This is a genomic window from Ottowia thiooxydans DSM 14619 (assembly GCF_000422885.1).
GTDB lineage: Bacteria > Pseudomonadota > Gammaproteobacteria > Burkholderiales > Burkholderiaceae_C > Ottowia > Ottowia thiooxydans.
Map to the genome: position 1 here is coordinate 161,336 of NZ_AUGX01000011.1, position 19,991 is coordinate 181,326.

A 19,991-nucleotide genomic window follows, 5' to 3' on the forward strand; every position below is an offset into this window, starting at 1 on the left:
GGGCAGCGGCGCACAGCTCGAACAGGGCACGACCTTCATTCAAGATCGCTTTGTTTCGCGTGAGAGATCGCGGTACTCGGAAGGGGCCACTCCGAACTTCCGCTTGAACAGATAATTGAAGTGAGAGATGTCGTTGAATCCGTTGCTGTAGGCGATTTGAGAAATTGAAGCACTCTCGGCGCGCGCGAGTTGCGACTCAACGGAGCCCAGTCTTTGTTCAATGATGAACTGTGTAAAACTCGTATTCATGCCTTGCAGAAGCTGCTGCACGAGGCGCCGAGACATATTGAGCTGGGCGGCTGTCAAGTCCAGCGAGAGGGCTGGATCGCAAGCATGCTTTCTCAGGTAGCTCACCAGGGCTTGGCGTCTTAGCTCTCGTGCGTCGCAAGGCGCATTGGTTGGCCCGTGCGTGACTTTCAACAAATTGCAGACGTTCTCTACCAGCGCTTCCACATCTGATGGTGAAACGGCGAGGGCGTCCCGTGATAGCTCGTTGAGATAAGACAAAAGCGTAGGGGCGAAGGGGCCAGCGGGCTGGAACACTTCCAGGTGGGATGTCAGCAACTGAGGCATTCTCAGTTCAAGTGTTCTAGCCGGCAGCCTGGCTACGATGCGCCGCACCTCCACAGGAAACGTGACACTCGTCGGGTGCCGGGTATCCACGATGGCCACACTGCCTGCCGGTTGAATCAGTCGCTGGTTGCCATGCTCTATGTGAGCTTCGCCTTCAATCTGCCAGCTCACAAGATAACTTGGGTCACAAGGGTCTGACAACCGCGCACGGCCCCAGCGCACTCTGTGTGGTTGGCTCCAGAACAAGCCGCAAGACATGGTGTCGTGCTTTCTCACGGTCATTTCTGCTGAGAAAGAGTCCAAAACGGTGCCTGAAACCTCCACCGTATGAATCATCTTGCTGCAGATGGACCGCCATGAGTCGCGTCGTTCCTGCTTGCCCAGCGCGCCCATGTCTACTTTCACGATTTCCACAGCACTCCTCCGATATCCCAAGCCTTGACCAACAAACGGATCAGATAGAGATATACCGCAGGAGCGAGAACCTGTCCACAGGGCATTCCTGGGAGGGAGGGTGGCGCGATCAGCGCGCTTACGGAACTGGAATGCACAAAAGCCCAAGACGAAAGCCTCTGGCCCTCACAGAATGAGCCACCACATCACGGCCCATCATGAAGACGAATTTCAGCGAAGCGCAGCTCGCAGATCCCCAAATCGCGGAGGCTGACACCATCCTCAAGAGCTGCCAGCACTTTGGGTTCTGCACTTCAGGATGCCCCACTTACGTGCTTTTGCACGATGAAAACGACAGTCCCCGTGGACGGATCGACTTGATCAAGGACATGCTGGAGTCAGGGGGCGCTCCTTCGGAAAAGACCGTGGGGCACATCGATCGGTGCCTTTCCTGCATGTCTTGCATGACCACCTGCGCAGTGAAGGTGGACTATATGCACCTCGCAGACACCGCAAGGCAATATATAGAAACCCACTATCGCCGGCCATGGGCAGAACGATGGACACGAGATATCTTGTCTTACGTACTTCCTCGCCGGCCATGGTTCCGGGCTGCACTAGGCGCAGGCCGTTTGGCATCAAGGGCGAGTTTCCTGGTGCCAACCAGGTTTAAACCTGCGCTGGATCTACTTCCCAAGACACCTCCCGCTAGTGAGGACGAGCTCGTAGGTGAAGTGTTTCCTGCGGAAGGCTCCAGGCGCTGGCGGGTGGCGTTGCTTTCAGGGTGCGTGCAGCCTGAGATGGCGCCGCAGATCAACGCCGCCACGATCCGATTGCTCACCCGCTTTGGATGCGAAGTGGTGGTGCCCAAGGAAGCCGGCTGTTGCGGCTCCCTGAATCTTCATATGGGTAAGACCGCCGCCGCACGTTCATTCGCTCGGGTCAACGTGAATGCCTGGGCACGCTTGCTTGACGAAGGCCTGGATGCCATTGTCACCAATGCTTCGGGTTGCGGCACCACGGTTAAAGACTACGCGCATCTGCTAAGCGATGACCCCGAAATAGCTGAGAGCGCCGCAAAGATTGCAGCCTTGGCGCGCGACGTGTCCGAGTGGATCCTGCACATGCGCCTTCCGCTGCCACAGCACCCCAGGCGATATCGCGTGGCTTACCACGATGCCTGTTCTCTTAAAAACGTACAACACGTCACGGCTGAACCGCGCAAATTGTTGAAAGAGGCAGGTTTTGTTGTGAAAGATGTACCGGAGTCGCATTTCTGCTGCGGCTCCGCAGGCACCTACAACATTCTGCAGCCAGTCATAGCTGCCCAGCTTGGTCAGCGAAAGGCCGCCAATATCGCCGGCACGGAGCCGCAGATCGTCGCGGCGGGGAACATTGGCTGCATCACTCAAATCGGCCTGTATAGCCAGACGCCCATCACGCACACCGTGGAGTTGCTTGATTGGGCGCACGGTGGGCCTGTGCCACTGGCTTTACGAGGAATAAGCCTTCCGGAAGTGCAAGCTTCCGAGATGGCTGCCGAGAAGGTTTTGGTTAGCGAACATGTGGTGTCTTTTGTCCCGCCACCGGACAAACCTCAGGCAAAGGGACCACCTGATGTCGGAATCTGGTAATTCAATTTTGAAAGGAAATTGAGATGACAAATCTAGACGGTTTTCTGCAACAAGTTAGCCAAAAAATAGGGTCTCAATGGGTGGATACCCGGCAGGAAACACTCGCGCGTTACGGCGAGCACACCTTACCCGCGGAGGCGCGCGTGCCTGCGGCGGTGGTGTTTCCAGCGTCTACTGCGGAGGTGCGAGAGATCGTGCTGGCCGCGAACGAACACCGCGTGGCGCTATTTCCCGTGAGCACAGGCAACAACATTGGCCTGGGCTCGCGAGCCCCGGCTCGAGCAGGGCAGGTCGTGCTTGACCTTGGCCACAGGATGAACCGCATCCTCGAAGTCAACGAGGAAACCTGCTATGCCGAGCTGCAGCCAGGGGTGAGCTTCACCATGCTTCACGATGAACTGGAGCGCCGGGGCGGGAAACTCATGCTGTCCGCCACATCGGGGCCTCCGCACGGGGGTGTCATGGGCAACGCTATGGACCGAGGCGCCGGCTACGGGCCTTACTTTGACCACTTCGGCATGCTTTGCGGCATGGAGGTCGTACTGGGCAATGGCGATGTCATCCGAACCGGAGACGGCAGCCTGGATTCTGATGAGCTGGTGAACTGGCATGTGTCGAAGTTTTCCTTCGGCCCAGCCCTTGATGGGCTGTTTTCACAATCCAACTACGGCATTGTGACCCGGGTAGGCGTCTGGCTGATGCCAAGGCCTCCGGCTGCTCGATCATTTCATTTTGCCTTCCCTGACGATGAGGATATTGCAGAGATAATTGAGCTTTGCCGTCCCATGAAGTTATCCAACTTCGTGCCTTCCCTGTTTCGCGTGGCGAATGATTTGTATGCCATGGCTCCGGACGAAGTGAATGCGGAGTACGCGCCTGGCGTGAAGCGGGCCATCAGCAAGGAGGGGCGGCAGGCGTTGCAGAAGCGTCACGGCCTGGGCGCATGGCAAGTCTCTGGCATGTTCTATGGTGCTTCAGATGCGGCCATTGAACCGCTGATCCAGCGCGTGCGTGGGCATTTCGAGCGAAGCGGAAAAGCCCGTTTCATCAGCCACGACGAAGCTTTGAGCATTCCTGCTTTGAAGGTCGCGATTGACTCAATGACGGGTAGGCCCAGTGCGTCTGAACTAGGCATGCTGAAATGGCGCCCGGGGAGCGGTAACGCCTGGTTTCTGCCTGGTACCCCGATGGTGGGGGCGCAGGCGCTTGAGCTTGATCGTCTCGGGCGAGCTATCTATGAGAAACACGGAATGGACTACATCGTCATGCATGTAGCCTCCGCTCGGTTCGCACGTGGCTTGCATGTTCTCTCATGGAACAAGGATGACCCAGATGAGAATCGCCGTGCAGACGCATGTTATCGGGAGCTGAGTACAGAGTTTGCGAAACGAGGCGTTGGTGTCGGGCGTGCACCAGCGGACTATTACGACTTCCATATGGACCAGATGCTGCCTAGCCTGAAAAATGTCTACAGCAGCCTCAAGAGGGCACTGGATCCGAATGGCGTGATCAGTCCCGGCAAGTACGGTATTGATGAGGAGCAATAAGACCATGGCAGACAACTGGCTCGGCCCAGCCCCCGGCTCCCACATGGTGGTTGCAGGAGGCTGCGGGGGAATAGGCGTGGAACTCGTGCGGGAGGCTGTGGACAGAGGGCTCCGGGTAACCGTGCTCGATCTCGCACAGTCCAGAGCGGCTCTACCTGATATTGCCGGGGTTGATTACATTGACTTCGATGCCCGAAACGCTGAATCGATCTCCGAGGCGGTCAGAGCAGTCTCTGAGAGAGCAGATCGCGTAGACAGCTTCGTCTTTCTCTGTGGTTACCCCATCTTGCCGCGCAGACCTCTCGCAGAGGTGCCGCTCTCGGCGTGGCATGAGCTGATGGAGGTTAATCTCACATCCGCCTATCTGCTTGCCGGCGGCTTGCTACCTTTACTTCGAAAAAGCGATCAGGCAGCCATCGTGACCGTCGCTTCGAGTTTGGCGTATCAAGTCATGCCTGGCATGGGGGCTTACGCTGCTTCCAAGGGGGCGTTGATCAGCCTCACCAAGGCATTGGCCATGGAGTGTGCTCCGCACGTGAGAGCGAATGTCGTGGCTCCTGGCGCGGTAGACACTGAGTTCCTGGGAGGAGGCCGCGGCAGGGAATCGACAGTGGATCGCGGATGGTTCGACGATATGGCTGCAAAATACGTCTCGTCGATTCCCCTGGGGCGTGTCGCTGAACCCTCTGATGTGACAGGCCCCATCTTCTTTCTCACAGGAGCTGGTTCTAAATATATGACAGGACAAGTGTTGCACCTCAATGGCGGTCGTTTGACACCATGAGCAGCCCTGCCAAAGCGACGCACGCTTCCAGAGCAGGCGCTCCTCGTGAGGACGATTGGGAATACCAATATGTCACCGGACAGGCCAGAGCCAGTTTCCCGGCATTGCTGGAAGAGTACCGCGTTCTGAGCTCTGCAGCTGAAGCTTTGGGTGGTTGGCTCTGGGATACCAAATATGGCGAGCACCCGCGTGAAACCTTCGATTTTCGCCCTGCGAAGGGCGAGCACCGTGGAACGCTGATCTATCTTCACGCGGGCTATTGGCAGTCGCGGGACAAGTCGCAGTTTTGCTTTCTGGTGCCAGGGCTCAACGATGCTGGTTTCCACGTGGTGCTGGCCAACTACCCGCTTTGTCCTGAAGTTTCTGTTCAAGACATCATCCATTCGGTTTGCCGGATCCCACCTGCGGTTAGAGCCTTGTCAGCAGTGAATCAGATTCAGAAGCCGTTGGTCGTCGCTGGCCATTCGGCGGGTGGGCACCTTGCGGTGGAGATCGCTCTGCACCCACAAGCCGCCGGACCGATCGATGGCGTTCTTGCGATCAGCGGCATATATGACCTGACGGAACTGGTAGGCACCACGCTCAACAAAAATCTCCAGCTCACTCTGGAGTCCGCTCGCTTGGTTTCACCTCTGCATCGCTTGCCGGCGCGTGTTCCACGAGGAGCCTTTGTCGTCGGGGGAGGGGAGACCAGATCCTTCAAGCGACAGAATCTGGCCATCGCTGATGCATGGCGAGCCGTGGGTGAGTGCCGGCACGCCGAATCTGCGGAAGACGACCATTTCATGGTTTTGCAAAGTCTTTGCCAAACCGATGGTTTGTTGCGCGCCATGCTGATGGAGCTCGCGGCTTAGACCTTTGCCTTTGGTCGAGGGGGCGCGCAGTCACGGTTGATTTGGGCTCACGCCTTCACTTATTTCCAATAAGGGAAGTGCTCGGTCTATGGAAAAGCCGGCGGATGTTATTGTTCATCATGGACATTCGATCGCTCCGCTACTTCGCCACTATTGCGCAGGCTGGGTCTTTCACTCAGGCCGCTCGTGACCTGCACATCGCCCAGCCGGCGTTAAGTCAGCACATCCGCAGACTGGAAGAGGAAATAGGTGTACCCCTGCTGGTCCGGCATCCGCGAGGCGTGAAGCCCACGGCCGCCGGCGAGTTGCTCCTGGGGCATGCGCGGCGCATTGTGTTCGATGTTGAATATGCGCTCGCACAGGCAAGACAACTGGCTTCCGAGGCGGTTGGCACCGTGCACATTGGTCTTCCACAGTCGCTAGGTATGCGGATTTCTGCACTTCTTTTTCGGCGAACGAGAGAACGATTTCCCAACGTTTCACTCGCATTCCACGAGGCCGGCCTTTCCAATCTTCCTGGCATGGTAGAAAAGGGTGTGGTCGATCTGGCAGTGACCTATACGCCTGCCGCTGCCATCGAGACAAGTACGCGGCTTGTGGCTCCGGTCAGTATGTTTGCAGTAGGCTGCGCCGGTTCGTTTCCTGTTGGGGGGCGTGGCAAACGGGCACTGGCTCAGCCTTCAATTACCTTGGAGGAGTCCTTCGCATTACCGCTCGTGCTGGGGCCTCGAGGGCAATGGCACCGGGACTACCTGCAAGATCTTGCTCTCAAACGAGGCTTGACAATCAACCTGGTCGGGGAGGCTGACTCGCTGCTGCTGATGCTCGAAGCCGCCAGATCAGGGAGCGCATTCACCATACTGACCTCGACCACGGCGGACGTTGCTTTGCAAGAACGCAGTCTGTCAGGTGCGCGGATCGAAGGAGTCATAGCGGACCGGCCTCTGTATGTTTTCCAGTCCTTGATAAAGCCAGCGTCGAGAGCCGTGATGGAAATCCGGGCACTCATTCAGGAAGAGCTGGAGTCACTGGCAGTGCCTCGCGGCGGTTAGTGCGGTCACTCGGTGGCCGGTTGACCGCTGATGAGCTTTAGATCGTTACCAGATTCCTGGAGCGTGTTCACAATTTCTTCGCAGCCTTGAATCGATCATGAACACGATCTGGAGTTTCAGCCGGCAAGGCCGACAGTCAGACCACCGCACACGTGCATGAGCTGACCTGTTGTGAATCCAGCGTCTTTATCCAGGAACTGTGTCACCGCATGCGCAATCTCTCTTGGTTGCCCGAACCGCTGCATCGGTACGGTTTGCAGGATTCTCTGCGTCGTTTCGGATTCTTCCGCGTTGACGCTGCGGAACATCTCAGTTTCAATAGGCCCCGGTGCGACGCAGTTCACTGTGATGTGAGGTGCCAGCTCGAGTGCCCAGGTCCGACTGAGTCCGTGGAGTCCTGACTTGACCGCCGCATACACAGTGCGATGCGATTTACCCATGGCCGCACGGCTGGAAATGTTCACAATGCGACCGAAGTGCGCGGCCCGCATGGCAGGAAGGGAGGCCTGCGTTACCTGGATCGTGGTGCGAAGGTTCAGGTTCACGAGCCTGTTCAGGTCCTCGAAGGTCACGTCTTCCAAGGCCGCCGAGTGGGTATATCCCATGTTGTTCACCAAGCGTGTGATGGGCAGATTGGAGATTTTCGCCAGTGCGGTAGCCGTGGCTCGTGGGTCAGAAAGATCTACGCACAGAAACTCAGCGAAAGACGCGCTTTCTGTTGGTGCGGAACGGGCCATGCCGATGGCACGGTACCCCAATTCCGTGCACTTCTTAGCCACCGCCAAGCCAATGCCCTTTGAGGCGCCCGTAATGAGAACCCAATCCTGACTCATAGTTTCTCCTCATTGCCACGGACGACGCGCTTGGCCTTATGGGTGAATCGCGGCAGAGATCCAGGGGCTGCGATTTCCACTTTGAAGCGCACGTTCAGTTGTTGACGCAGAGCAATTTCAGCTTGCTCCTGGAATGCTCCCGGCTCATCGGAGCCCGACTCAATGCTGACATGCAGGCCTTCGAGGAAGCCGTGCGTTGCTCCGCGCGGGCTGCGCGTGATATCAATGGTGAACTCCTCGCCAGCACCAGGAAGTCCGCGAATGACGTTCTCGATAGCGGAAGGAAATACATTCACGCCGCGGACGATGAGCATGTCATCCGCTCGCCCTAGAACGCCACCGGCGAGACGCGCGTGTGTCCGGCCGTCGCTGGCCGGACGTGAGTCCTTGATGACGATATCGCCCGTCCACCATCTGACGAGCGGGCAGGCCTCTTTGCGAAGCTGGGTAATGACCAGTACACCAGACTTCCCATCCTCTACAGGTTGTTCGGTTTCTGGGTCCAGAACCTCCGCGTAAACGAAGTCCTCGGCAATCACCGGGCCTTCCTTGCACTCGGATTCCCATGCAATGGGCTGGCATTCGAGCGCGCCGTAGCAATCGTACATGTTGGCTCCCCAAAGCTCCTCCAGGCGCTTGCGAGTAGAGGGAATAGAGCCTCCTGGCTCGCCGCCTACGGCGAGCGATCGAACGTTCAAGGAGCGGGGATCAATGCCCATTCCCTGGGCCGTCTCAGCAAGATGAGCCAGGAAAGAGGGTGTTGCGGCTAGGATGTTCGAGTCAAAATCGCGCATTGTCAGAATTTGCCGTGAGGTGTCGCCCGCCGAAGCTGGAATCACCATGGCGCCTATCCTCTCCGCAGCATAAGTCGCGCCTAGACCTGCGACGAACCATGCATAGTTGTACATGCACTGGAACACGTCGCCTCGTCGCATGCCCTGGGCGTAGAGCGATCGTGCGTACAGGTCAGCCCATGTATTCACGTCGCCGGCGGTCCAGTAAACAGGGGTGGGTTTTCCCGTCGTGCCTGAGGAAAAATGGACTCGCACGATGTCGTCGGAAGATGCCGCACAGAGCTCACCGTAAGGCGCATTGATGTTGAGCGCTTCGACATAGTCCGGCTTGCGCGTGACGGGCAGCTTGCGGAGGTCGGTGAAGCTCGACAGGTCTCCGGCATTGAATCCGGCTTGGCGAAATACGCGCTGATAGTAAAGACTGTGCTTCTCTACATAAGCGAGTTGGGATTTGAGAAGCGCGAGTTGATGCTTCTCGATCTGCTCGCGAGGCAAGGTCTCGGCCTGATGCCAGTAGTCGGAGGAGTAGGGGGCGTACATCTTCATGCTTTGTCAACAGCGATGGTTGAAAGGTGTTGAATGGTTTGACGATTGATCATCCGGGTCAGAACCATGCGTTGGATCTCCGAGGATCCTTCGTAGATCTCGATAATTCGCTGGTCGCGGTACAACCGTTCGACAGGGGTTGGCCAACAGTAGCCTTGGCCGCCCCAGATCTGAACGGCGGAATCCACAACGTCGTGCGATACCTCTGATGCGAACAGCTTGGTCATCGCTGCCAGTGCCTCAATTGAGTCTCCACGGTCATACGCCGCTGCCGCTTCGTACAGCATGAGCCGCGCGGCACTGAGCTGAGTGGCCGCATCCGCCAACTTGAACCCAGTTCCTTGATGGTTAATGAGTGGTTTGCCGAACGCATTGCGCTCTACGGCTCGACGGCTGGCTTCAAAATAGGCGGTTCGGGCCAAACCGGTGGCCTGTGCCGACACTGTCAATCGGCCAACGTTCAATGTTTGGGAGGCCAGCCGCAAGCCCTTGCCTCGTTCGCCTATGAGTGCATCTGGCGGCACCCACACATCGAGTTCGAGATTGGAAGTTTGGGTGGCGCGCAGCCCCATTTTGTCTACGACTTCGGTGACAGCTACCCCGGGCTGATGGCCCTCTACCAGGAATGCGCTGATGCCCTGGCCCTCCAGGTGCTTAGCGAATACAACGTAGTATTTGGAGACGCCACCGTTTCCGATCCAGTATTTCTCGCCTCGAATACGCCAACCGTTGTTTTCTTCGGTTGCTGTGGTCTCAATTCCTGCGGCATCTGACCCCGCACCGCGTTCGGAGAGGGCAAAGCTGGTGGCTCGACCTTCTGCCAGTTCACCAAGATAGTGGTGCTTCTGGGACTCGGATCCCGCAAGCAGGATAGGGAACGCGCCAAGTTGGTAGACACCCATGATGGCGGCTGTCGAGGCGCAACACGCTGAGACCTCCTCTATCGCAGCAATCGTGGCAGTCAGACTCGCGCCGCGCCCGCCGTACTTCTTCGGCACGAACATAGCCGCCAGGCCACTCTTCACCAGTTCTTCTACGTTGGTATGTGAATACTCCTGGTTTAAGTCATTTTGGCTGGCGGACGGGCCAAAGAAAGTCTCCGCCGAGTTAGCCGCCGTCGCTTTCCACGCCGCTGCCGCTTCGTCCAGTTTGGGTTCCCAGAGAATCATGATTTTTTACCCGCATAGATTCCGATCTTGAGTTTTTCTATGACCGGGCCCCATGATTCGCGCTCTTTGATTGTTCGGGTCTTCATCGCAGCCGGGGTTCCGGGCAAAGCGATCATCCCCATCTCTTCTGCACGCGAAACGAATGCTGGCGAACTAAGGAGGCTGTTGAGTGCGCCGTTGAGCTTTGCGATGGCAGCAGCAGGCGTTCCTGCCGGCGCGAACATGGAGAACCAGCTTCCGCCGGCGAGTTCGGGGTATCCGATCTCAGTGATCGTCGGTACGCTCGGTAGTTTCTTCATCCGCGATTCCATGAACGAAAGAATCCGATACTTGCCCGCCAGCGCATTGCCAGCCGCGACGCTGACGCTCTCGACATTGCTGTCTACCTGGCCAGCCATAACCGCCGTGGTCGCAGGCGAAGCGCCACGGTAGTGGATGAAGGTGATGTCCAGCCCCAGGCGTTGGGCTATTCGTGCTGCGGCCAGATGAGCCATGGTGCCCTCGCCTGTAGTGGCGTGGTTGAGTTTCCCGGGGTTTTTCCTGGCGTACTCGACATACTCCTGAAAGGTCTTTGCCGGAAAATCGTTGCGGACCACGAAGGCGTAGTCGACACTGGTCACAGCGCCCACAGGTTCGAAGTCTTCCAGCTTGTAATTGACCTTCTGGAACATGAACGGGTTGAGCGAAAACGTCGTCGGCGTCGTGAAAAGGAGGGTATGACCATCCGCTTGTGCCTGCTGAACGGCACTTGTACCTATCATCGTGGCCGCACCGTCTCGGTTTTCCACTACGAAAGTCTGGCCTAAACGCTCCTGAAGACCCTGGCACACTGTCCTCGCGATAAGGTCCGTGGCACCTCCTGCGGGGAACGGAACCACCAGCTTGACCGGTTTGGTGGGATAGTCGCCTCCTTGGGCAAGCGCAAGGGACGGGGCTAGAACCGGGGCCAGAAGGCCGAGATTGAATGTGCGACGTTTCATGGGGTCTCCTATCATTTCAAATAGTTGCTATGGGGGTGGCAGGCGAGCCGGCCGCTCGCGGAAGGTGCAGCGGTGGGGCCGTCAGAAGGAATGAGGAACGGGACTCTCTGCGCAGAGCATCAGCCAGATCCTTGAAGTACCAAAGTTCACCCAAGTGCATTCCCAACTTGAACAAGCAATGTTCATGAAGAGGTAACGCTGGATACTTTTTTGTAAAACTCGGCGCGGCGGGATAGGCCTCGACGGCCAGGTTGTCCGCGCAGATCGCGACCAGAGAACTGTCACTTATCCAGTGGAGGAGCCGCTGATCACGGCCATCAAGCGCCGCGCACGCATTCTCGAGTTGAAGAGCGTCGGGCTTTCGATTCATGCGCAGAAGAAGGTCAGAGAATCCTGTGTAGATGCAAAGGAAATCTGCGGATCCGAAGGAAATTTTCTGATCATCCAGCGCTCTCATCAGTCTGTCGTATCCGACGAGAATGCGCTCCTCACCATAGATGGAATGAAGGTCGACGAGAACCGCGCGGCCCTGTACACCGGTTCGGGACATGTTCTCGATGCCCAACCGTGCGGCCCCGAGGTCGTCCTGCCTTTCAGAAGGGCCAACGATGTCCAAGCCTGCCCTGAAGCCGTTGTAATAGACCGGAACTGGTTGCCCGTTGCCTTCCACATCGAACATGGACCCATAGTGGGCAAGCCCATCCCATTGCGTCGAGTACTGGGTATAGAGCGTAACGGCCTCATCGCAGACGACATCCGTAAAGCACGCACAGGCAGCGCTTAACCTGTAGTTGTAGTTAAACGAGTCTCCACGTTCGGCAAAGCTGAAGAGCGGCGCGTGCCGCTGCTTGTGCAGGACGTTTCCTCCTGGAAAGTCCAGTGGAAGACTCAAGTTGAACGCCTTTCCCGTACGAGCTTCGGCGATTCCTTCGAGACGCGCGGAAGCCGTTAGAAGATTCAATCTTCCGACTTCGTCATTGACGCCGAAATCTCCCCAGTTGGATCCCTCCGGCCTTGTTCGCCAGCGGATCGCCGAACCTGCCTCGTGACTCATGGCGATGTCTCCTTGTTTGTGAAGGTCCCGATGCTATGCAGCGCTGCGGTGTCAGGCCAATACAGTTTTGTGTTGGCCGGTATGCGAAATCGATATACCGGAGCTCTTGTGGTGTAAGGATTCCAAATGGGAATCAACTCATGAAATTTTGTCGATTGCGAATCCAGAAGAAGTGCCACAAGATCGCGCTGCCCAGTTTGCTGGTGCCTTCGAGGATCCTCGTGGCTCGAAGGCCACAGGATGCGGTGTTCGCCGGCAATGCCTGCGAATCAAGATATCTCAAGAAGAGGGCTCCATTGAGAAGGCCCTCTTACTTGAGTCCAGAGTCATTAGAGAAAAACCAGAGATGCGCGACGAAGTAGTGAGCTCAGTTCTGGACGGCGAAGTGCTTGTCCTGACCATCAATAATCCTCCAGTCAATGCACTTTCAAACGCTGTGCGCACGCAACTTCAAGCAGCCGTTTTGGCAGCAAGGAGTGAGCACGCTGTCGCTGGCATCGTCATCACAGGCGCGGGGAAATGCTTCAGCGCTGGTGCAGACATCCGGGAACTCGGCGGTGAGCGCACCCATCCGTGGACGGGTGAAGTCGCGACCACTATCGAAACCAGTACAAAGCCTGTTGTAGTGGCTATCCACGGACACGCATTGGGCGGAGGTCTCGAGATTGCCTTGGGCGCACACTATCGAATCACGGAGCCCAGCGCCAGGTTCGCCCTGCCAGAAGTTCGCCTTGGCCTTCTTCCGGGAGGTGGCGGTACACAGCGTCTTCCGCGGTTGGTGGGGGCAGGCCAAGCCGTTCGGATGATGATGTCAGGGGACTCCATATCAGCCGGAGATGCTGCGGAGATAGGCCTTGTCGATGCTATTTCCGATAAGGGGACGCTTGTGGATCGAGCAAAGGAGCAGGTGCGAAAAATGGCTGCTGCGGGCATACTGCGGCGTACATGTGACGCAACGGCTCTTTCAGACACAGCGGCTAGTCTGAAGCAAGTAGACGAAGTCTGGAAGAAGCTTGAGGGTAAGGCGAAGAGGCAGGTCGCTCCGGCACGCATTGCCGATGCGGTCCGTGCGGCTGCACTTCATTCGTTGGATGATGGCCTGGCCGTGGAGGCCGTCGGCTTTGCGGAATGTATGGCGAGTCCGCAGAGACAAGGGCTGATTCACGCTTTCCTCGCTGAGAAGCGCGCCACGCACTCTCCTGTCAATGCTCCGGGTCGAGATATTCGCTCTGTCGCCGTGATTGGCGGTGGGACCATGGGCTCGGGCATTGTCGCCGCGCTGCTCAATGCCGGATTCGAGGTCATGATGATGGAGCGGGACGAGACTAGCCTTGCAGCTGGCAAGGAGCGGGTGTCGGCGATTTTTCAACGCTCGATCAAATCCGGGAGATTGGACGAGACTGGCGTAGCTTGTGCGCTGCGCCGATTTGCTGGAAGTACGTGCTATTCAGATATTGCCACAGCCGACTTGGTGATAGAGGCGGCCTTCGAAGACATGAATGTCAAGAAGGCGATCTTCAGCGAGTTGGATAGGGTATGCAAACAAGGGGCAATCCTTGCAACCAACACCTCCTACCTGGACGTCAATGAGATTGCTGCTTCCGTGTGTCGTTCGAGTGATGTCATCGGTTTGCATTTTTTTTCGCCCGCGCATGTCATGAAGTTGCTTGAAGTGGTCGCCGCAGAGGCGACGGCTCCAGACGTCATAGCTACTGGCTTTGAACTTGCGAAGAAGCTCGGCAAGACGCCGGTTCTTGCTGGAGTGTGTGATGGCTTCATTGGAAACCGGATTCTTTACGTGTTTCGTGAGGCTGCCAACTTCCTGATGGAGGACGGCGCGTCTCCGTACGAGATCGACGAAGCACTGGAGGAGTTTGGCTTCGCGATGGGTCCGTTTCGTACTGCAGACCTCACAGGAGGAGATATCGGTTGGGCTACCCGCCAACGCAAGGCTGCTAATCGAGATCCACATGCTCGGTATGTACGGATTGCCGATGCTCTTTGCGAACGAGGCTGGTTTGGGCAGAAGGCCGGCCGCGGTTACTACCGGTACGACGAGCCAGGACGCGGCCTTTGTGATCCAGATGTCCTAGAAATCATAGAGCGCGAGCGCAAGGAGCGCGGAGTTCGAGCTCGACGCTTTTCGGGTCAGGAAATCGTTGACCGGTACCTTGCGGCCATGGTGAATGAGGCGGCGAAGATTCTTGATGATGGCATTGCCTTGCGTCCGTCCGATATCGACGTGACCATGGTGTTGGGCTACGGGTTTCCACGTTGGAAGGGTGGGCCACTGAAGTATGCAGATATGGAGGGTCTTCCTGGGATTCTCAAGAACATCCGTACTTTCGCTACCGATGATCCCCTCTTCTGGAAGCCGGCGCCGCTGCTGCTTTTCCTGGTGGAGGAAGGGAAATGTTTTGAAGATCTGAATCGGAAGGAGAAGAAACATGCGTGAAGCAGTTTTCGTGGGAACAGCCAGGACACCAATCACCAAGTCGAGATGGGGGGAGCTCAATGCAACGCAAGGTCCGACGCTGGCCGCGAATGCAATCCGCGCTGCGGTGGAGAGATCAGGAATTGATCCTGCTTTGATCGATGACCTGGTTCTGGGTTGTGGCTATCCTGAGGGGACTACAGGCCGAAACGTGGCGCGCCAGTCTGTTTTTCGCTCCGGGTTGTCGCAGGCGGTGGCAGGCGTTACGGTCAATCGGTTTTGTGCATCTGGCCTGCAGGCCGTGGCCGATGCGGCATCGCGCATTATTCTGGGAGGCAGCATCGCCACGGTTGCGGGTGGAGTAGAGAGTTGCTCAATGCTTCGCACACGCGACGACCCCACCATCGGTGTGGATTGCTGGATCAAGGAGAATGCGCCAGAAATCTATATGCCGATGATAGAGACCGCTGACATTGTGGCAAGACGCTATGGCATTGGCAGAGAAGATCAGGACGCGTTTGCTCTGCGGAGCCAGCAGCTAACCGCGCAGGCGCAAGAAGCTGGCCGGTATGACGCGGAGATTGTCCCCGTCACCACAATGATGGCAGTTACGGAAAAACAGGCCACCGAAGTAACCTGGACGGAAGTGACGGTAACGCGTGATACCTGCAACCGGGCAGGCACCACTCTGGATCGCTTGGCAAGCTTGGCCCCTGTGCGTGGCGCTGGAAACTTTGTGACCGCGGGAAACGCGTCCCAGTTGGCAGATGGTGCGGCCGCCTGTGTGCTTATGGAGGCACAGTCTGCCGCGCGCGAGAACCTCGAAGTCCTGGGCGCCTTCCGTGGCATGGCCGTCGCCGGCTGTTCACCGGAAGAGATGGGAATTGGCCCGGTGCTTGCCGTACCTAAGCTCCTCGCGCAGCACGGCTTGACGGTGCAAGACATAGACCTGTGGGAGTTGAACGAGGCTTTCGCTTCCCAGGCCTTGTACTGCCAGCGCAAGCTGGGTATTCCGATGGATCGCCTGAATGTGAACGGTGGTGGCATCGCGATCGGTCATCCTTTTGGTGTGACGGGTGCGCGGCTGGTGGGTCACTTGTTGCTCGAGGGACGCCGGCGCAAGGCGAAGTGGGGGGTGGTCACCATGTGCGTCGGTGGCGGCATGGGCGCTGCCGGTCTCATCGAAATTTTCTGAGGCTTTTGTGGAAAGTATGATCAAACGGTAGACGGCTCCGAACCTTTGAATAGCCCCTATTTGAGGCCTTTCAGCAAGGTGTCAGATCAAGTCGCCTGAAGGGCACTCAGGCGGCTCTCAAGTGCTTCGATGAAGGCCAGTGCTGCGATCGAAAGCTTGAGTCCACGGCGACTGACCAGCGAAATCTCGTGAAGTTCATTCTGTCCCCCCTCGATCTCCAAGACTTTGAGTCCAAGTTCGGCGGCAAAATCTTTGGCATAGGACGGGATCAAGGTCACGCCCAGGTTGCCTTGAACGAGCTTCAACGCGGTCGCCAAGGTGCCGGCTTGAATTGCAGTGTGAAGCTCAAGTCCTCTTGCCTTCAATATCCGCTCTATGGTTCTGCGTGTGCTGTAGACGTTGCGCAGCGTCACATGCGTGAGGCTTGCAATGTCTTCCCAGTTCACAGATCGTTGTTGCACGAGCGTGTGCTGAGCAGGGCAAGCCAAGTACAACGGTTCCGCATAGACGACTTTCGTCAACAGTTGTGGGTCGTCAGTTGAAACGGAGATCAGGCCTAGATCGCATTTCCCTGTCCGGACGTAGTCGAGGCTCTCATCGGTTGTGAGTTCGTGCAAGTTCAGGGTGACACCCGGGTGAGCCGTATGAAAGCGCTCGATGACCGGCGTAAGCAGGCCATAGGAAACCATAGGGGATGCGGCGATGCTCACTGAACCGCGGTCCAGCGTTCTAAGAGCCGAAAGACGGCGGCCCGCTATGCGCATGGTGTTGAGCACCTCCTGCGCGTATTCGTAGAGGTCCGCTGCACCGTCGCAAGGTACTATGCGCCGGGTTGTGCGCTCAAAAAGGGATAGCCCGATTTCTGCTTCCAGTTCGGCACACAGCTTGCTGACGGCCGACTGTGTCATATGCATGTCTTCGGCCGCCAAGGTAAAGCTGCGCCTCTCGTAGACAGCGCAGAACACCCGTAGCTGCCGAAGTGTAATGTTCATTCTCATAATGCATCGCTTTTGTGCTGCAAGCCACCTCATCCAGCCACGGCTTGTTTGGCAGCAATTATGGCGGCACGGGTGCGGATGACCAGAGAGGGCGCGTCGCAGCCGCGTTGAACGGTAACTCATTCCCAAGCTCACTGACTTCATGAAATTAAGTTGATTGCCTGGAACGTTCAACTACGTGATCATTCATGCCACTTTGGCGCCAAGCGCTATTCATGGAGACAGAAAATGAACAGATCAACGCAGTGCTTCGAGGAGACGGTAAGCCATGCAGGTTGAGCGTAGCCATCTTGAATCTCAGTACGGGGCCCGCGTCGAGATGGACGTGAACGGCATCGCCCACGTCGTGATTGACTCCGGAGGCCCCTTGAACATCATCAACAGCCAGACAGCCCTGGGTGTTGCGGCGCTACTTCGCGATCTGGCCAAGGACCCTGCTATTCGCGTCGTGGTGTTATCGGGAAGCGGGAAAAAAACTTTTATTGGCGGTGCCGATATCAAGGAACTGGCGGCCTTGCACCCAGACAGCGCTCGTCACTTCATTGCAGCACTTCACTCAATGTGCGAGGCGGCCCGAGACCTTCCGGTGCCAAGCATCTGTGCACTGCCTGGATGGTGCATAGGTGTTGGCTTGGAGCTGGCGGCGTCGTGCGACATACGCATCGCTGCCGACAACGCTCAGTTCGTTATGCCGGAGGTGAAGATTGGCATACCGTCTGTGATTCAGGGGGCCTTTCTTTCCCGAATCCTGGGTGAAGGGCGTGCGCGCTGGATGATGCTGAGCGGTGAGGCCATTGATGCGCGTAAGGCAGAGCAATGGGGCTTGGTCACTGAGGTGATTGCGTTGGACGAGCTTGATGGTGCGGTTGAACGAATGGCAGTGTCGCTTTCCGAGTTGTCACCCCACGGCGTGCGCGCGCAGAAGCGAGTCCTCAGAACCAGCGAAGCACCTCATCTGGACGGATGCATGCAACATAGCATCGAGATTTTTGGGGCAGCTTACGAGTCAGACGAACCGGGGCTGATCATGCAAGCATTCCTTAACAAGAGGAAGCATGGATGAGGCGTGAACAAACCTGCTGGCTAGCCTCGCGTTTCTACACTAGAGGCGGCTCCAGATCCTGAGAGCCATGGTGTCAGACGGCACCAAGACCGGCGGTTGTTTCACTAAAGAGTTCATGCACATCAAAACGACGGGGAATAAGACCTTGCCGGAATATGCAATCAATCGCAAGCTCAAGATGCGGTGCCACCGCCTGTAATCCATAGGGTACTGAGTCAGGCTGCTTGCTGGCTGTTGGCTCATTGGAGCCCATCTGTTTGGCTTTCACCAGCATACGCCAAAGCTCTTTCACTGCATCTGGTCGTTCGGCAACTAGCTGGGACTTCACCACAATCATGTGATTGAGTTGCAGATGGCCGTGCCGGGCGTACCAGGCCGCGGCGGCTGGACCAGGTTCGTCGATGACTGGCTTCAATCTCGGATGCTCAGGGACTGGCGTCATGATCAAGGCATCTAGCTCTCCTGAAAATAGCATCGCCAAGAGATCGGAGTTTTGCGGAATCCGGCGCACGTTGGGTGGGTCCACAAAACCTGCAACATGAGGGTCTTCCTGAGCTAGCCAGGAAATCTTCCCGATGTCTACACCGTAGTCCGTAGCGAGAATTTCGCGTAGCCAGGTCGACGTGGCTGTGGTGTAGTACGCCACGCCGATTCGCTTTCCCGCCAGGTCCTGCGGCCTCATGACACCACGCTGAGAGTCATAAACCAGGTAGGGGTGCTGCATCCGGCTGAACATCACTGCCGGCAGGAGCGCGATTGGGCGACCCATCGACTTCGCGATTAGATAGGTCACCACAGACAACTCTGCCACATCGAACTCGATGTCTCTGACAACCCGTTTGAACGCATGAGCGGGCTTTGCCGCGGGGTCGAAATCGAGTGTCAACCAATTGGAACCAACCACACCGTCTTTGAGGGCTGCTGTGTTGGCGTAACGGCCGAGCAGTGTGCGCAGCGCGAGTGTCTCCGGGGTTGCATCGGAGACCTCGGAGACGCGCGGGCTTGATGCGCTGATGGTGTTCATGAGTTTGAATGGAGCTGCGAGGTGCGGGGTGCGAAGTACTCAGTTCAGTTGACTTGAATCTTCATTTTTCGAACGAAAGGAACCCAGCGCTCAAACTCAGCGCGCGTGTAGCGCAACGTTGATTCAGGTGTTTGCCCCGAGACGGGCAGCATTCCTTGATCTTCCAGTTTCGCTATGACGGCGGGTTTTTTCAGGCTGCGATCGACTGCACCGAACAGCGCATCCGTGATGGGGCGTGGTGTGCCTTTAGGTGCGAACAGGCAGTTCCAGGAATAGGCATCAAACTTCGGAAAGCCTGCTTCGGCTGCTGTCGGTACGTCCGGTAGTGCTTTGAGTCGTTTCGGGGAAACAGAGGCGAGCGCTATCAACCGACCGTCTTTCAGGAACTCCAGCACCGTGGTCGGAGACGTGAACAGGATCGAGATATTGCCGGCAAGAAGATCCACGACGGCTGCCGAAACACCCTTGTATGGCACATGGACTGCTTGTGTTCCTGTCTGCTCAAGCAGCAGGCTCAGTGCGATGTGGCTCGATGTTCCATTTCCAGCAGAGCCGTAGTTGTACTTTCCTGGGTTTGCTTTCATCAAGGCCACCAGGCCTTTGAGATCACGCACACCTAACGACGGTGACACCACTACGGCTCCGGGCACGATGGTCGTGACGGCAACAGGTACCAGATCGGTCAGGGGGTTGTGTCCCAGATTCGGGTAAACAGCCGCATTCAACGCGAAAGTGGAGAGCGACCCCGCAAGAAGGGTGTAGCCATCTGGAGGCGATTTGACGACCAGGTTGCTGCCAATGTTTCCACCCGCGCCGCCTTTGTTTTCCACGATAAAGTTCTGCCCCAGTTCCTCTTGCAGATTCTGTGCAATGAGACGGGTGATGAAGTCGGTCGTCCCTCCTGATGCATACGGAGCGATAAGACGCACTGGACGATCAGGGTACGCAGCGGCTAATGCGCGTCCTGCCGGCAAGAGCAGGCCGGCCGTGGTCGCCAACATAGCTTGAAGAGATTCGCGTCGATGGATGTTCATGTTGTCTCCGTTGGATTAGTTAAATGGTTG

The 19,991-nt window shown here is 57.2% G+C and carries 17 protein-coding genes; 8 read left to right on the forward strand and 9 right to left on the reverse strand.

The genetic code is table 11. From position 1 onward, the window contains the following. Positions 1-39 precede the first annotated feature (39 nt). A complete protein-coding gene (locus tag G518_RS38385) occupies positions 40-987 on the reverse strand; it encodes a helix-turn-helix domain-containing protein (protein ID WP_156909335.1) in 948 nt (315 codons plus the stop codon). Between the two features lie 197 nt (positions 988-1,184). Here G518_RS38385 and glcF point away from each other — a divergent pair, with 197 nt between their 5' ends. From glcF to G518_RS38390, 5 genes are all read left to right on the forward strand, one after another. Then, on the forward strand, positions 1,185-2,600 hold the full coding sequence (glcF, locus tag G518_RS34605) for a glycolate oxidase subunit GlcF (protein WP_084651656.1): 1,416 nt from the start codon (positions 1,185-1,187) through the stop codon (positions 2,598-2,600). Between the two features lie 23 nt (positions 2,601-2,623). Beyond that, complete coding sequence (locus G518_RS0110210) at positions 2,624-4,147, forward strand: FAD-binding oxidoreductase (RefSeq protein ID WP_028602454.1); 1,524 nt, start codon at positions 2,624-2,626, stop codon at positions 4,145-4,147. Positions 4,148-4,151: 4 nt separating this feature from the next. After that, positions 4,152-4,931 carry an SDR family NAD(P)-dependent oxidoreductase gene (locus G518_RS0110215; protein WP_028602455.1) on the forward strand — a complete coding sequence of 260 codons (780 nt, stop codon included), beginning with the start codon at positions 4,152-4,154 and terminating at the stop codon, positions 4,929-4,931. After that, positions 4,928-5,785, forward strand: coding sequence for an alpha/beta hydrolase (locus G518_RS34610; RefSeq protein ID WP_051236347.1), 858 nt, complete (start codon positions 4,928-4,930; stop codon positions 5,783-5,785). The genes G518_RS0110215 and G518_RS34610 overlap by 4 nt, the downstream gene beginning before the upstream one ends. Before the next feature lie 104 nt (positions 5,786-5,889). Further along, positions 5,890-6,837: a LysR family transcriptional regulator gene (locus G518_RS38390; protein ID WP_051236349.1), complete on the forward strand. Its 948-nt coding sequence runs from the start codon at positions 5,890-5,892 to the stop codon at positions 6,835-6,837. A 116-nt stretch (positions 6,838-6,953) separates the two neighbouring features. Here the strand turns inward: G518_RS38390 and G518_RS0110230 are convergent, their stop codons facing one another. The 5 genes from G518_RS0110230 to G518_RS0110250 are packed head-to-tail and all read right to left on the reverse strand — an operon-like array spanning position 6,954 to position 12,213. After that, entirely contained in the window at positions 6,954-7,670 is a 717-nt protein-coding gene (locus tag G518_RS0110230) for an SDR family oxidoreductase (protein ID WP_028602456.1), read from the reverse strand. After that, positions 7,667-9,010: a phenylacetate--CoA ligase family protein gene (locus G518_RS0110235; RefSeq protein ID WP_211231696.1), complete on the reverse strand. Its 1,344-nt coding sequence runs from the start codon at positions 9,008-9,010 to the stop codon at positions 7,667-7,669. The genes G518_RS0110230 and G518_RS0110235 overlap by 4 nt, the downstream gene beginning before the upstream one ends. Further along, a complete protein-coding gene (locus tag G518_RS0110240; RefSeq protein ID WP_028602458.1) occupies positions 9,007-10,182 on the reverse strand; it encodes an acyl-CoA dehydrogenase family protein in 1,176 nt (391 codons plus the stop codon). Before G518_RS0110240 ends, G518_RS0110235 begins: the two co-directional genes overlap by 4 nt. Further along, entirely contained in the window at positions 10,176-11,159 is a 984-nt protein-coding gene (locus G518_RS0110245) for a Bug family tripartite tricarboxylate transporter substrate binding protein (protein ID WP_028602459.1), read from the reverse strand. The genes G518_RS0110240 and G518_RS0110245 overlap by 7 nt, the downstream gene beginning before the upstream one ends. Positions 11,160-11,175: 16 nt before the next feature. Then, complete coding sequence (locus tag G518_RS0110250) at positions 11,176-12,213, reverse strand: cyclase family protein (protein WP_028602460.1); 1,038 nt, start codon at positions 12,211-12,213, stop codon at positions 11,176-11,178. Between the two features lie 346 nt (positions 12,214-12,559). Here G518_RS0110250 and G518_RS0110255 point away from each other — a divergent pair, with 346 nt between their 5' ends. Together G518_RS0110255 and G518_RS0110260 are read left to right on the forward strand one after the other, a co-directional pair. Next, entirely contained in the window at positions 12,560-14,668 is a 2,109-nt protein-coding gene (locus G518_RS0110255) for a 3-hydroxyacyl-CoA dehydrogenase NAD-binding domain-containing protein (protein ID WP_028602461.1), read from the forward strand. Then, positions 14,661-15,842 carry an acetyl-CoA C-acyltransferase gene (locus tag G518_RS0110260; RefSeq protein ID WP_028602462.1) on the forward strand — a complete coding sequence of 394 codons (1,182 nt, stop codon included), beginning with the start codon at positions 14,661-14,663 and terminating at the stop codon, positions 15,840-15,842. The genes G518_RS0110255 and G518_RS0110260 overlap by 8 nt, the downstream gene beginning before the upstream one ends. A gap of 86 nt (positions 15,843-15,928) precedes the next feature. Here the strand turns inward: G518_RS0110260 and G518_RS0110265 are convergent, their stop codons facing one another. After that, complete coding sequence (locus G518_RS0110265) at positions 15,929-16,834, reverse strand: LysR family transcriptional regulator (RefSeq protein WP_028602463.1); 906 nt, start codon at positions 16,832-16,834, stop codon at positions 15,929-15,931. A gap of 274 nt (positions 16,835-17,108) precedes the next feature. On the opposite strand from G518_RS0110265, the gene G518_RS0110270 reads away from it, so the two are divergent. Then, positions 17,109-17,903 carry an enoyl-CoA hydratase gene (locus G518_RS0110270; RefSeq protein WP_028602464.1) on the forward strand — a complete coding sequence of 265 codons (795 nt, stop codon included), beginning with the start codon at positions 17,109-17,111 and terminating at the stop codon, positions 17,901-17,903. A 73-nt stretch (positions 17,904-17,976) separates the two neighbouring features. Here G518_RS0110270 and G518_RS0110275 read toward each other — a convergent pair whose 3' ends face one another. Both G518_RS0110275 and G518_RS0110280 read right to left on the reverse strand, forming a co-directional pair. After that, on the reverse strand, positions 17,977-18,927 hold the full coding sequence (locus tag G518_RS0110275) for an ABC transporter substrate-binding protein (protein ID WP_051236351.1): 951 nt from the start codon (positions 18,925-18,927) through the stop codon (positions 17,977-17,979). 44 nt (positions 18,928-18,971) lie between these two features. Beyond that, a complete protein-coding gene (locus G518_RS0110280) occupies positions 18,972-19,961 on the reverse strand; it encodes a Bug family tripartite tricarboxylate transporter substrate binding protein (RefSeq protein WP_028602466.1) in 990 nt (329 codons plus the stop codon). Positions 19,962-19,991: the final 30 nt, after the last annotated feature.